Origin of the sequence: Paenibacillus ferrarius (genome assembly GCF_002027705.1) — a bacterium.
In the GTDB taxonomy this organism is placed as follows: domain Bacteria; phylum Bacillota; class Bacilli; order Paenibacillales; family NBRC-103111; genus Paenibacillus_E; species Paenibacillus_E ferrarius.
This window is the reverse complement of the sequence record NZ_MBTG01000008.1, coordinates 137,469-150,893: the sequence shown is the minus strand read 5'-3', so window position 1 is coordinate 150,893 and position 13,425 is coordinate 137,469. Positions and strand designations below refer to the sequence as shown.

General features: G+C 44.6%; 15 protein-coding genes. 12 read left to right on the top strand and 3 right to left on the bottom strand.

The annotated features are described in order from the left end of the window. The first annotated feature begins 177 nt into the window (after nucleotides 1-177). Genes BC351_RS10260 through BC351_RS10250 form a run of 3 tightly spaced genes read left to right on the top strand, consistent with a single transcriptional unit; the run spans nucleotide 178 to nucleotide 3,795 of the window. Nucleotides 178-1,635 carry a spore germination protein gene (locus BC351_RS10260; RefSeq protein WP_079411440.1) on the top strand — a complete coding sequence of 486 codons (1,458 nt, stop codon included), beginning with the start codon at nucleotides 178-180 and terminating at the stop codon, nucleotides 1,633-1,635. After that, the gene (locus BC351_RS10255; protein WP_079411438.1) at nucleotides 1,616-2,713 is read left to right on the top strand and encodes a GerAB/ArcD/ProY family transporter; all 1,098 of its coding nucleotides are present in this window, start codon (nucleotides 1,616-1,618) and stop codon (nucleotides 2,711-2,713) included. The genes BC351_RS10260 and BC351_RS10255 overlap by 20 nt, the downstream gene beginning before the upstream one ends. Then, a complete protein-coding gene (locus tag BC351_RS10250; protein WP_079411436.1) occupies nucleotides 2,710-3,795 on the top strand; it encodes a Ger(x)C family spore germination protein in 1,086 nt (361 codons plus the stop codon). The genes BC351_RS10255 and BC351_RS10250 overlap by 4 nt, the downstream gene beginning before the upstream one ends. A 50-nt stretch (nucleotides 3,796-3,845) precedes the next feature. Here BC351_RS10250 and BC351_RS10245 read toward each other — a convergent pair whose 3' ends face one another. Continuing rightward, entirely contained in the window at nucleotides 3,846-4,187 is a 342-nt protein-coding gene (locus BC351_RS10245; RefSeq protein ID WP_079411434.1) for an ArsR/SmtB family transcription factor, read from the bottom strand. A gap of 779 nt (nucleotides 4,188-4,966) precedes the next feature. Between BC351_RS10245 and BC351_RS10240 the strand changes: the two genes are divergently transcribed. The 5 genes from BC351_RS10240 to BC351_RS10220 all read left to right on the top strand — a co-directional run bounded on the left by BC351_RS10240 (nucleotide 4,967) and on the right by BC351_RS10220 (nucleotide 8,529). Continuing rightward, nucleotides 4,967-5,413 carry a flavodoxin gene (locus BC351_RS10240; RefSeq protein ID WP_079411432.1) on the top strand — a complete coding sequence of 149 codons (447 nt, stop codon included), beginning with the start codon at nucleotides 4,967-4,969 and terminating at the stop codon, nucleotides 5,411-5,413. 20 nt (nucleotides 5,414-5,433) lie between these two features. Next, a complete protein-coding gene (locus BC351_RS10235; RefSeq protein WP_079411430.1) occupies nucleotides 5,434-6,147 on the top strand; it encodes a hypothetical protein in 714 nt (237 codons plus the stop codon). 17 nt (nucleotides 6,148-6,164) lie between these two features. Further along, entirely contained in the window at nucleotides 6,165-6,989 is an 825-nt protein-coding gene (locus BC351_RS10230) for a hypothetical protein (protein ID WP_079411428.1), read from the top strand. A gap of 170 nt (nucleotides 6,990-7,159) precedes the next feature. Next, nucleotides 7,160-7,549 (top strand): MerR family transcriptional regulator, encoded by a 390-nt coding sequence (locus BC351_RS10225; RefSeq protein ID WP_244208946.1) that lies wholly within the window; start codon nucleotides 7,160-7,162, stop codon nucleotides 7,547-7,549. A gap of 26 nt (nucleotides 7,550-7,575) precedes the next feature. Next, nucleotides 7,576-8,529 carry an aldo/keto reductase gene (locus BC351_RS10220; RefSeq protein ID WP_079411426.1) on the top strand — a complete coding sequence of 318 codons (954 nt, stop codon included), beginning with the start codon at nucleotides 7,576-7,578 and terminating at the stop codon, nucleotides 8,527-8,529. A gap of 87 nt (nucleotides 8,530-8,616) precedes the next feature. On the opposite strand, the gene BC351_RS10215 is transcribed toward BC351_RS10220, so the two are convergent. Together BC351_RS10215 and BC351_RS10210 are read right to left on the bottom strand one after the other, a co-directional pair. Then, nucleotides 8,617-9,138, bottom strand: coding sequence for a DUF2812 domain-containing protein (locus BC351_RS10215; RefSeq protein ID WP_158082048.1), 522 nt, complete (start codon nucleotides 9,136-9,138; stop codon nucleotides 8,617-8,619). Continuing rightward, entirely contained in the window at nucleotides 9,125-9,463 is a 339-nt protein-coding gene (locus BC351_RS10210; RefSeq protein WP_079411422.1) for a PadR family transcriptional regulator, read from the bottom strand. The genes BC351_RS10215 and BC351_RS10210 overlap by 14 nt, the downstream gene beginning before the upstream one ends. A 246-nt stretch (nucleotides 9,464-9,709) precedes the next feature. Between BC351_RS10210 and BC351_RS10205 the strand changes: the two genes are divergently transcribed. From BC351_RS10205 to BC351_RS10185, 4 genes are all read left to right on the top strand, one after another. Further along, the gene (locus BC351_RS10205) at nucleotides 9,710-10,306 is read left to right on the top strand and encodes a hypothetical protein (protein ID WP_079411420.1); all 597 of its coding nucleotides are present in this window, start codon (nucleotides 9,710-9,712) and stop codon (nucleotides 10,304-10,306) included. A 116-nt stretch (nucleotides 10,307-10,422) separates the two neighbouring features. Continuing rightward, complete coding sequence (locus tag BC351_RS10200; protein WP_079411418.1) at nucleotides 10,423-10,929, top strand: GNAT family N-acetyltransferase; 507 nt, start codon at nucleotides 10,423-10,425, stop codon at nucleotides 10,927-10,929. A gap of 526 nt (nucleotides 10,930-11,455) precedes the next feature. Then, nucleotides 11,456-12,169: an ABC transporter ATP-binding protein gene (locus BC351_RS10190; protein ID WP_244208945.1), complete on the top strand. Its 714-nt coding sequence runs from the start codon at nucleotides 11,456-11,458 to the stop codon at nucleotides 12,167-12,169. A 16-nt stretch (nucleotides 12,170-12,185) separates the two neighbouring features. Then, entirely contained in the window at nucleotides 12,186-13,406 is a 1,221-nt protein-coding gene (locus BC351_RS10185; RefSeq protein WP_079411414.1) for an ABC transporter permease, read from the top strand. Nucleotides 13,407-13,425 lie beyond the last annotated feature (19 nt).

The following is a 13,425-nucleotide window of genomic DNA, read 5'->3' as shown; positions in this document are numbered from 1 at the left end:
GTAATTTCCTTGGGAAAGGGTTTACAATTGGGGTATTGATCGAAGAGTCTATGAACAGCCCTTACCCTTTCGAACGGGTGAGGGCTATTCTTTTGTTAAATAAAAGATGTATAACATGTATCAAGCAACGGGTACAATACCTTTTACTGGGAGTACTAAGAATCGGCAGGTGAGGGCATGCATCATTCCATACAAGATGTTAGGACCTACTTTCAGGCGGAATTTGCAAGTGCCAATGATTTCATTATACATACGTTAATTTGGAATCAAAAACCGATTGATATTGTGTATTTAGCAACTTTAGTAAGCGAAGAAATGATCCAAGATGGGGTGTTGACACCTCTAAATCACACCAAACAGGGACAGTTTTTGCAAACGATTGGCTTAGGACAAATGCAGGTCACCTGTCTGCTGGAGCAAGCCGTTGATGCGTTATTAAGAGGGTTTTGCGTTATTTATGTCGACGATGACTCCGATCTGTATCTCTTTCATACTCCTTCTAGCTTTCAGAGAAGCATCACAGAGCCAGTCAATGAGAAAGTATTAGGCAATTCTCACGAAGGATTTATTGAACGTTTGGATGTGAATTTGCACTTAATTCGCAAAAAAGTAACATCCAAGCAATTAGCCATACGTTATGTCCATGTGGGTCTGGAAGCCGATACCAAATTGGCGATAGTCTACATGGATCAGCTTGCGAACCAGGATATTGTGGCGGAGATTGAGAAGCGAATTGCAGAGATACGCGTCGACTATATTTCCTCGGTAGGAATTGTGGAACAATTCATCGAGGACGCGCCGTATTCCCCTTTTCCGCAAGTGCTAAGTACAGAAAGAGTTGACCGCGTATCCGCGAACCTGATGGAGGGGCGTATTGCTTTGCTGGCAGACGGTTCCTCGAATGCGATCATTCTTCCAGTCAGCTTCTTCGCTTTTTATCAATCGCCGGATGATTACAATCTGCGTATTCTCAATGGCAGCTTTTTTCGGTTGCTGAGAGTCTCCAGCTTTTTTATTGCCATTACACTGCCGGCCGTCTACATCGCGGTTGTTAGTTTTCATTTTGAGACGATTCCCAATGAATTGGTGCTGCCTATGCAGAATGCAGTGCTGGATATTCCCTTTCCCCCCATTATGGAAGCGATGTTGATGGAGTTAACCGTGGAGCTGATTAGAGAAGCGGGGCTGCGGCTGCACTCGGCTGTTGGTCAAACCATAGGTGTTGTTGGGGGATTGGTGATTGGAGATGCGATTGTCAGAGTGGGACTTGTTTCTAATATTATGATTGTTGTTGTGGCACTTACAGCGATATCCTCTTTTGTTGTACCTTCCTATGAGTTTCGTGAAACACTGCGAATCCTCCGATTTCCGATCATGATTCTATCTGCATCCTTTGGTTTTCTTGGAATCGTATTTGGTTTATCCATCCTTCTGATTCATATGTGCAAGCTGGAAGTACTTGGAGTGCCTTACTTCTATCCACTGTCACCGCTGAATTGGAAGGGGCTGAAAGATTCCTTTATTCGGTCGTCCATCTGGCAAATGAATGAGAGGCCACGAGATAGTCGTCCTCAGAAAAAGTGGAGGAATTTGTTTTTGAGAGGCTCGGTGAAACATGGGAGAAGCAAAAAATAAGATCACATCGACACAGTTAGCCTTCTTTACGATACAAACAGCTATCGGGGAAGGCGCGCTCACTTTACCTTATAGTTTACATACGATATCAGCTGGCGACGGCTGGATCTCTTTGATTTTGGCAGGCATTTCGTCACAACTTGTTATCGTTCTAATTTGGCTAATCTGCAGGAAATACCCAGAGCTGACCCTCATCGAAATTTTGCCCAAGCTGGTGGGGAAATCCATCGGAATGGTTATCAGCCTATTATTCATCGCATATTTCACGGCCTTAGCGAGCATTGTGCTTTTGAATTATACCAAAATCATTTCTTCTTGGATTTTCCCGACGACACCCAGATGGATCATCATGACCTTAATGATGTTTACGACCTATTATTTAGCCAAAGAAAGCTTGCGAATGATTGCACGTTTCGAAGTGCTCATGTCGAGTATTTTAGTTATTTTAATGGGCTTAATCTTATTTCCATTATTCAAAGGGAACATGCTGTATCTGCTGCCTATCGGCATAGCGGGAAGCTGGGATATCATCAAAGGGGTAGAGAATGCGGCAATTGCTATGGCTGGTTTTGAGCTGATGTTCGTTGTATATCCTCTGATTCAATCAGGGGAGCGAACCATACTCAAAACGATGATGTTATCCTATTCAATCGTGACCTTGTTTTATTTGCTTATCGTCATCGCATGTTTTATATTTTTTAGTCCTGAAGAGCTTGATATCGTGCCGGAGCCTGTTCTTTATATGCTCAAAGCCGTTTCCTTTCGATTTTTTGAACGTACCGACCTCATCTTTTTGTCTTTTTGGATAACAGTTGTTATGACATCTATTGTGAACTATGTCTATTTCGCGGCTACGAGTATCCAGAAACTATTTCAGGTGAAACAACCCTCTTTGGTAACTCTACTCGTAGTTATCATTTGTTGGCTGCTTGTTGTGGTGCCCAGCGATTTCTTGCTCATTGAAAAGCTCAATGCATGGTTTTCGAGAGTTACCTTAATTATGATTTATGGATTGCCGATTCTCTTATTTGCGATATCATCTTGGAAGCATAGAAAAATGAAGACGGTGGTAGAATGAGGATTTGGCATAAGGTTTTCATCGGGATCCTAGCAATTGTCGGCTTAACGGGGTGCTGGGATCAAACGCTGCTAAAAGATGTAAGACTCATTCTAGACACGGGTTTGGATGAGGGGCCCAATACGAATATGAGGACGACTTTTGTCGTGGTTGATAAAAAAAGCCTGCCTCGTTTGATGCATGCAGATGGTTATACAGCGAGAGAAACGAGAGGTAATCTTGCTAAGCAGCTAACGAGGGTACCGGATACTTCGAAGAACCGTTTGGTCGCTATTGGTGAGAAAATGGCCAAAAATAAGCTGGTTACTATTTTAGACGTCTTTCATCGAGATCCCAAAAGTGCCTTAAGCGCGAAAATTGCAATTATCGAAGGGGAAGCTAAGGATTTCTTGACCCGTGTGCATAAACATAAACCGAATTTGATCGTTAACTTAGACAGGCAAGTGATCAGTGCTGAGAAAGCGACAATTGTTCCAGTTGTTAATTTGCAATCGGTATTAAAGCTTATTCATGATCCTGGGCAAGATATTGTAATTCCTTATATGGGGCCTGGGTATTCTGGAGGTGTTGTGAAAGGAGTCGCGCTCTTTAGCAACCAGTCGCTTGCTGGATTCTTATCCGATAGCGAGTCGCCGATTTACTTATTGTTGGCTGGACAAATGGGAAAAACCGCTACATTTAGCCTGAAAACCAAAAAAAATAAGGCTCTCGGGAGCCTTATAACCTTGCAAGTGTATAAATCCAAAAGTCACATGAAGCTTACTGTCCTTAATCATCAAGTCCATGTTGATATTCAAGTGAATATGCAAGCACAAGTGGAGGAATTTCCTCAGAATCATTTGTCGGATGAAAAGAATGTTAGAAACCTAAACGAGCTTATTTCCGCTGAGATGACAGAAGAAGCGGTCAAAGTCGTTCAAAAGCTTCAGCTGATGAACTGTGATGCTTTGGGAATTGGCAGACAATTGATCGCCTTTCATCACGATTATTGGAAAACACTGGATTGGGATTCTGTGTATCCGACAATTCAAATAGATCCCCATGTACATGTGAAATTAACGAGGCCTGGGATCATCAATTGAGTCGAATCTTTCATGCGTTCCCAAATGGACCGGGCGGCTAGCCTTCTTGCTTAGCTTCCCGGTCCTTCTTTGTCTTTCTTTTGCAGTTGGGCCAAGTAATCGTCCAGACGATCAAATCTTTCTTCCCACATGCGGCGGAAAGATTCCAGCCAGTCACTCATTTCGATGAGCGGCTGAGGCCGCAGTTTATAAATACGCCGATTGGCGCTCGGATGCACTTCAACGAAACCGCAATCACTTAATACACGAAGATGTTTGGAGACTTGCGGCTGTGCCAGCCCAAGTCGTTCGGCTATTTCACCCACGGTAAGCGGGCCGTCACGTAAGAGCTCGACAATGTGTAAGCGGTTGGGCTCGGCAAGCGCACTCAAAGTAGTAATTTTCATGCCCATCGTACCGATCTCCCTTCTGTCTAAATATACCGCGCTTAGAATATGCCTGTAAAGGAATGGTTAAGTTTAAATGAAATAATTTGTAAGGAAAGAGAACCTCTGTAGGGGGAATGCGTGAATTTGAGGGGATCGTGGGAGCCTCCCGTTGTACATTTTTGTGTCTTAAAGCAGCCGTTGAGCGTGAATTCCTGCAATTGTGCATCTTTTTGCGGCTAGAAATGGCCAGCAAGCGCAAATTCCTGCGATAATGCATCTTTTTCAGTCCGAAAGTTGATTTTAGGAAAAAAACACTTGAAATTCCTGCATATTCGCAGGTTTTTTCTTTTTTAAGGCGATTTTGTCTGATAAGCCTGCACTATTGCAGGCTTTTGAACCAGTAGCGTTCCGAGTCCGCCAAGGATAACTGAATACGCTGAGAAACGTGGAGCTTAAGGTGATCGCAAGGGGATTTTCAAGAAATTGTGAAAAAATTTAAAGTTTTTGAAGAAAAATAAGGCCAGCATATTGACATATTTACTGAGAATAGTTATCATTCAAAGTGTTAAATGCAAATGAAAATCATTCTCAATATAATTTCGGCTAGAGGGGAGAGTTTTGCAACATGGGCCTTCTGTATGAACTTGTGAAAAAAAAGGGCTCTGCTCGAAAAGAGCAGCGGAAGGATACGCAAAAGCCATTACATAGCAAAAATGAACATGAACTTCTAACATTATGTGTATTACAAGCGGATGAGTTGCTATTGAAAGAAACTGAAATGATAACTAATAGGGGGAAATAAGATGAGTAAAGTAATTATCGTATTTGCAAGCATGACCGGAAACACCGAGGAGATGGCGGAGGCAATCGCTGAAGGTGTGAAAGAGGCGGGCATCGAGCCTGTTGTGAAGAATGTTATTGATACCAGTGCTGCTGAGATTACAGGCTATGACGGCATTATTCTAGGCTCTTATACGTGGGGGGATGGAGATTTGGCCGATGATTTCCTCGATTTTTACGATGAGATGGATGATATCCAATTAGACGGGAAAAAGTCAGCGGTTTTCGGATCATGTGATTCTTCCTATTCCGAATATGGGGCTGCGGTTGATACGTTGATTACGAAGCTGAAAGAGCTGGGCTCGGAAGTGACGCTGGAAGGATTGAAGGTAGAATTGTCTCCATCGAAGGATGACAAGGAAATTTGTCGACAATTCGGTCAACAATTCGTGCAAGCACTCGGCGTGTAGCCCCGGGAATTCGAGAATTCATGATGAACTTACATGGAGAAGAGAATTTTGCAACCGCGCCGCTGCTTGCCGATTATCAACTCGAAAGCTGGCTGCACGCCAGCCATTCGCAGCTCAGCCACACTTCTACGCAGGAAGCAGACTGGCAGCAGCTCACTCAATATGCCGCATATCACGTCATTAATGAATGGTATTCGCTGCCTGCCAAGCTGCGAACACAGCAGAAGCTAAACGAACTGTTTGAACGTCGATGGACGAACAAAGTGCATGTGTTCAGCTCGCCGGAGTTTTATCGGGATGTCAAGCGCATCGTGACAGCGCATCTCTTTGGCTTTCTGTCAGACACGAACAGTTTGGAAACACCGCTGATGTTGTTCGAGAATATGAACGTCTATGTCAAGGAGCTGGATATTAGGCTGTCCATGATCATTCAAGTGATGGAGCCTTCCGAACGTTCCTTCCATATCCATAAATATGTGATGAATCCGTGCCAAGCGGCGTTGGAGTTATTTACCCATATGTCCGTCATTTTCTGCTATGAAGCATTCGGGCAGCTTCCGGAACAACTGTACATTTGTCGATTAATGAGCGGCGAAAGGCAAAGCCTAGCTGCAAGGGATTACAATCTGAGCCAATCCATGGATTATCTCCGACTTGTGAAAGAGGTCTATATGGAAAGCAGATCTTGCTCGTGCTGTTCACCCGCAGCTAGTTCCGGACGCATTATCATGTAACAAGTAGGAGGAGCTTCATGGATTCAAATCAGTTATGGCATTCTACCAATGATATGCTGCCGCTTCGCTTTTCAACCTTAGCTGCTTCGAACGACGGCATTTTATTCGCTGGAACGTGGGGGTCGGGCGTGTATCAATACACCGCCCTGCGCTCTTGGGAAAGCATTTCCCAGGGGTTGCCTGAAGGCATTTTAATTTTGAGGCTGGATTGGGTAGACGCGCAATTATTTGCTTCTACGAATCAGGGCCACTTCCGTTTGGAAGATGACGTGTGGCAGTCTACAGCCATGCGTGAACCCTGCTACCGGACGGTAAGTTGGGGAGATCGGTTTGTTTTAACCGAAAGCGGGCTAAAGTGTGGAAGTGATGGGAACTGGATTTCGGTTGCTTATCCGGGAAAGAACACCTTTGATCTGCTGGTCACGCCCAATTTTCTATTCCTTGGCTACGAGGATGGGATCGCTTACTATGATGTGTTTATGAGCGAATGGTTGGCGATTCCTATCGATCAGCCTGTTACGAGCTTGGCAGTATATAATCAATTGCTGCTAGGGACAACAGACGATGGCGGTCTGGTTATCGGAAATAAAAAAGGCGGTTTTCAACAGGTATGGTTTGAAGGGAAATTTATTCATCGTTTAGTCACCCATCAGGGGGATGTGTATGCTTGCGCCAATACTGGCATTTATAAAGTATCAGGCAGTATTTGGCTTCGCTCCATGGGGATACAGGCTTCTGTGACGGACTTTCTGATCTGGAACAATATGATGTTTATTGCCACCTTGGATGCCGGAATCCGCTATAGCACGATGAATAGATCAGGATTTCAAAGCAATTTATGAATGCAATTGGAAGAGCCTATAGGCTTGCTAGTTTCTTGATGAAACGGCAGCTCATAGGTTCTATTTGGTTTTTGAAGAAAAAAACCTCGAGTCCAGCCAAGAAATCTTCTTATTGACTTCGAGTGCGCTCTAACATATAAAGTAAGTGATAATAGTGAGGGGGCCTCTTCATGATTGAAATGGAATTAACGATTCAGCAGGTGGCGGCAAAAACGGGACTTAGTGCACATACGCTGCGTTATTATGAAAAGGTTGGCTTAATGGAACCTATTTGCCGCGCAGCGAATGGTCATCGTTCCTATCAATCTCATGACCTTGAATGGATCAACCTGTTGATGCATTTGCGCACGACCGGCATGCCGATCGCCGATATGCAGCGTTTTGCGGAGATGATGCGCCAAGGGGATCGAGGGATTGGACAACGAAGACAATTGCTGGAAGAACATGAACAAAAGCTGCTTGTTCAGGTCAAGGAGCTGCAGGATACTCTGAGCGTACTGCGGGATAAGATCACCTATTACAGAGCTTGGGAGGATCAGCAGCCTCACTTGGACGACTAGGAGATATATTGGAGGAGGTTGGTTCCATGCTTCAGCTGCCGTTAGGAATGACAGGCTTGAAAGTAAGTGCAATCGTGCTGGGATGTCTAAACTTTGGATCACGAACAGATAAATCTACATCGTATCGTTTGCTGGATCAATATCAGGATGCTGGCGGAACTTCTTTGGACACGTCGAATAACTATGCTTTCTGGAACGAAGGCTGCCAAGGTGGAGAGAGTGAAAAGCTGCTTGGCCAATGGATGAAGGAACGCGGCAATCGAGACCGTATGTTTGTGGCGACCAAAGTGGGAGCAAAGCCTTCTTTTCCTGGCGGAGGATTTGAGCATATGGAAGGCTTAGGCGCAAAAGCGATTGAAAAAGCGCTAGATGAAAGTCTGTTGCGGCTGGGAACGGATTATATTGATTTATATTACAGCCATATTGATGATGGAGAGACGCCGCTGGAAGAAACGCTAGAGGCTATGGACCGCCTCGTACGAGCAGGTAAGGTTCGGGCGCTTGGTTGCAGCAATCACCGATTGTCTCGTTTGCAAGAAGCAAGGCGCATTAGCCAAGCTCATAACTGGGCTGCCTATTCTTGCATTCAACAACGGTATACGTACATTCGTCCGAATTCGGCTGCAGATTTTGGCGTACAGGTTAGTGTGGATGAAGAGTTGTTAAGCTATTGCCAAAGCACGCAGGATGTTTCACTGCTTGCCTACTCCCCATTGCTGAATGGGGCATATACACGAAGTGAGGCGCTTCTCCCTGCTCAATACCAAGGGCCCCAGGCAATAAGTAAACTACAGGTTCTGAAAGAAGTGGCAAGCGAGACGGAGGGAACTGTGAACCAGATTGTTCTAGCATGGATGCTGCAAAAATCGCCTATGGTCATTCCGCTTATTGCGGCAAGTAATCCGGAGCAATTGCAGGAGAATTTGGGTTCACTGAACATTCGTTTGACGCAGAATCAGCTGGACCGGCTAAATACTTGACAGAGGTGGAAGGTGGAAAGGGACCAGCAGCTTTGTAAAAAACGTGCAGGTTGTTCCACAACAGAACGAGGATCACAAATCCTCGTTCTATTTCACATGCTCGCTGCGATCACGCAATTTCCGATTCGTTTTGTTCAATTGAACAATGCCATAGAAGAGTAGTCCGAATAAAAGGGCATACAAGATAAAGGTATAATGAATAATAGGGTTATTTAAGGTAATGATAAATATCGGAATTTGAGCAGTCATAGCTACAGAGAGAGTGGCAATCTGTCTTTTATTTCGATCGATGAGAGAATCTACATCCGTATAAATCGCAGGGCGCTCCGTCGTATAAGGCATGCTCCATATATACCAGCCATTGGCGGATAACTCGCATTTCCAGCCTGCTTCTAGGCAAAGGGCTTCATAGGCTTTATCTTTCTTACCTTGAAAATCTACACAATACCTTACTTTTCGGGGAACACCCTTCTTAAAATGCATCCGGTAGCCGTGATATTTGATCTTCACAAGCTGCCAGCCTTGAGCCTCCATGCTCTCCAGCCAATCCTCAATCTTGTCACTGTCCCAGCTTGCCCAGATCTTCGTTATTTTCTTAATGTCCTCCATGTTGGTCATCCTCCACAGATTTGGAATTATGAAACAATTCACTTAATCTTGCTATCTCTTGTGTCAAAATGTTGCGGCCAAGAGCGGTTATTTGGTACACTTTTCGGCGATCTTCTTCGGCAATAACATGAATCAAAGTATCCTTTTCCATCTTCGAAAGACTTCCGTACAAGGTGCCTGGCCCTAGCTTGATTCTACCTTTCGTAATTTCTTCCACATGCTGCATAATCCCATATCCGTGGCGGGTTTTTATGAGGGAGAGCAGAATATAATAGGCAGTTTCTGACATAGGCAAGTAGTTGCGTTGAATCTTATCCTTATTCATGGCGTTTCTCCTTCTAGACTGATTGAAGTTTCAGTCGGTCAGTCACGGCTCGTTACATCGCGTTGCGATATATCATATAGTGAAGTATATCGCGATGCGATATAGCTGTCAACACGCAAAAAACACATTTTGTATCACAGTTAAAACTCCTCTTTACGGCTTGTTCAAGCAATCTGATCTCCTTGTCATAAGTTTGCTAGATTTCGAATACATAGTAATAGAGTGAATAAGGAGGAGCGCTGCTGCATGCTAACTTTAAAATCATGGGCAAGTTTTTTTAACAGAGACTCAGTTGATGTTTACCATACGGTTAAAGTTCGCGCGCCTCGTGACTTTTTTAACCGGGCTGAAGTGTTTATTGAGGACATGAAATACACAACCAACGAAGAACTTGTCGGCGTGAATGTAACGTTCATCGTCAAGCTCTTATTTGATAATTTTCTGGATCGCGTCCGCCAAGGAAATGATTTGTACGATTATCTGCTCGATTTGAGAGAAAACTACAGTCACCTGCTACATGCAAACTCTGTATTAGCAGACAAGGATGTACGACCCATACGCAGTGTTCCTAAATTTCAATGGAGTCTGACTCATCGGTTGGGTGGGATGGGGGATCGAGACTATCTGACTCTCAACATCGGTGTTCACCCCAGAGAAGTGAATCGGATTGCTGTATTTTTCGCGGATTGGGATTGTAAATATGAGACATCGCTGGACATGGACTTGAACGAGCTGGTCACTTTATTGTTTATTGAATTCATCATTGAGCTGAGAAATGGGTTCGAGGAAGAGACGAAAAAGGACATTATGACAACCATACTTGCCAAATGGGAAGAAGGTTAGTATGCTGGACAGCGTCGCTAATAAATTGACAGGCAGAAGATATCGATGGTAAAATTGGTTTTATATGAAAGTTAATCAATAGGAATAGTTAGTAATTGAAATTTTGGAGGTTCATCATGTTACACGAAATAGACATCTTGGAAGCCTCCCCCTCGCAAGTTGACGAGGTTCTTTCGTTGTGGCTGGAAGCAGCGCATTGGATGCTGGACAATGGGATTGATCAGTGGCGGCCGGAGTATTTTAATCGCGAAACCGTATTGGCCTATTTTCAAAACAGGCAAATTTTTCTCGTGAAGATAAACGACGAAATTGTAGGAAGCTTTGCGCTGCAATGGTCTGATCCTAGCGTGTGGGGAGAGCTGCACAATGAGGATTCAGGCTATTTGCATCGCTTTGTGGTTCGAAGAACACAAGCTGGGCGCAGCATTGGCCCATACATGCTGAAGTGGATTGAGGAATATGTGAAAGCTCATAACAAAAGATATGTGAGACTTGATTGCATGGCTTCGAATGAGGCGTTGAATGGCTATTATCGCAAACAGAACTTTACATATAGAGGAACATTCCAATTGCAGTCCGGCGAGCATAGCTGGCGAGGCAGTTTATATGAAAAGGAAGTCTAGCTAGTCAGGCCTCAGGTCCATCAGATTCGTACATTCCTGCAAATATGCATCTTTTTCTCTTGGATATAGGGGAAATAGGGAAAAGCCTGCGATAATGCATCCTTTGGAGAGCTTTTTCCGAATTCAGGAAGGAAAAGCTCACAAAGCCTGCATAATCGCAGGCTTTGTGATGATTTCACATGATTCGAGCCAAAAAGCCTGCACTTATGCAGGCTTTAGCTTGAGGGCGGTGGCTGGGTGGCATCTTGCTGAAGCTGGGAGATTGCTCCAAAGGGTGCTTTGTTAGGCTCTGTTAAAGAGTAGCTGCTATTAATGAAAAAGGCTGCATCCGCGGGAAAGTCAGCTGAGCCTGCCAAAAAGGCTGTCTCTCATTAGTAAAATGGAGGTACTACCAACCCCATAGGTTCTTTTGAAGATGCCTATTTTTTTATCTGACATTCATGTTCCACACGAGCAATTCATGATACGATGTTGGAATGTGAAGGTTCGTGATATATGATGAAGGTAGAAGGGTAGGCGACCACAAGTGTCAGATGAACGATTAGCAGTGCTCAACGTACATATTGATCAAGCCGGCTATGATGAGCAGCCGGATACGATTAAACAGATTCATTTTGATGTGAAGCAAGGAGAATTGGTCGGGCTGCTCGGGCCCAATGGAGCAGGGAAGAGCACGACAATCAAGAGTATCCTTGGCTTATTGAAGGATTTTAAAGGCAAAATATCGTTTATAGGCGAGCGGAAAAGCTATGCTTATATTCCGGAACATCCGATTTTGTACGATGAACTAACACTTTGGGAGCATATGGAATTCGCGGCTTCCGTTTACGATCTGGATCGAGAGGTTTTCCTTGAGCGTGCGGACGATCTTCTGCATCGGTTTAGGCTGTTGGATGAGAAACATCAATTGCCTGGGAAATTTTCCAAAGGGATGCAGCAGAAAATTATGCTGATTCTTGGTTTTTTGAACAAGCCGGATGTGTATATCGTGGACGAGCCTTTCATAGGCTTGGATCCCAAAGCAATTAAGGATTTCTTAGGCATGTTGGAAGAAGAACGCAAGCGCGGCGCAGGCATTCTGATGAGTACGCATGTGCTTGATACAGCAGAGCGTATATGCAGTTCGTTCGTGCTGCTATCAGGCGGCAGATTGGTAGCTAACGGAACACTGCAGGACATTCAACAGCAGTGCGGTATGCCGGACGCCCCTTTATTCGATTGTTTCCATTCTTTATTATGAGAGGGGGACAGCTTAAATGAAGAGCAGCTTTCAGCTATTTAGTCGAAGAGTACGTTCGGATTGGCACTTCCAATATCGCGCCTTGCGAATGGCTGTGGATTGGATCATCGCAATTTATTTTGTGATACCGCTGATGATTGTGGCCGGTTATCAATATGTCTCTTGGTGGGGGACTCAGCCATCTTGGTTTAGTTGGATACCGTTAGGCTTGGTTACCGCGGTTTTCTATGTGTTCACGTGGCTTGGAACGATTCGTTACTTTGTTGAGGAGGGAGATCAGCTTTTCCTTCGGCAGAATCAGGAGTGGTTCCAGCATCTCATGCATCTTGGATACCGGTATTCGCTTGTTTTGCAAGGCGTTACCACGTTATTGTTAGTGCTTGTGTTTCTGCCTCTGCTCATCCAAGCCGATTCCTTTAACCTGACGCAAGTTATTTGCTTGTGGCTGCTGACCTATCTTTTGAAAATAAACCTTGGTCTGCTTCGCCAATTGCTTTCCCTGCGCATTCATGGGATTGTTCAATGGCTGGTACGAATTGTACTCTTTGCAGGTCTTTATTTCCTGTACTACGTATTGGTGACGGAATTGACTGCTCAAATCTGGTACAGCTGGGCCGCTAATCTTGTTTTGCTTGTTCTGTTTATTTTCTTAAGCAAAATACGCTTGCAAGAGAAGGGGGCTTTCCTGACGGACATCGCTAGAGAGCGAGATGCGCGGTTTAGAATCGTCTCACTGATGCTAATTCGTGTCATCGAAAGGAAACGGAAATCAACGCGGAAATACCCGCTTTTCTTCGGAAGGTCCCAACGCTTGTTCAAGGGCAGAGGGGCGAGCAACGGGATCGCGGATTTGTTAACGAAATCATTTTTCCGAAACGGTACCCAGTGGAAGCAATCGATCCAATTCGTCGTTGTGATCAGCGGTGTCATGTTTGTCCTGCCAGGTCCTCTTAAAATCACGATCTGGATTATATCTGCCTCTCTATTAGTCTTTTGGAGAAAATCCTTCTGCAAGGGTGAACTAACAACACCGTTCCTGACCTTGTTCACCCTGCCCGATACAGCGAAGCATCAAGCCCTGCAAACGGCAATTCCGGTTCTCGTCTTGCCAGCGCTTATCCTTATCAGTTTGTTTACAGGAATCTCCTTCTTCACTTGGTGGGGACCTATCCTGATGGTGGGGGCGGCATTCCCGCTTGCGTACGGGACTTCTTCTGTGTTCACAAGCTGGTATTGAGTTCTATCAGAGAAAAAGC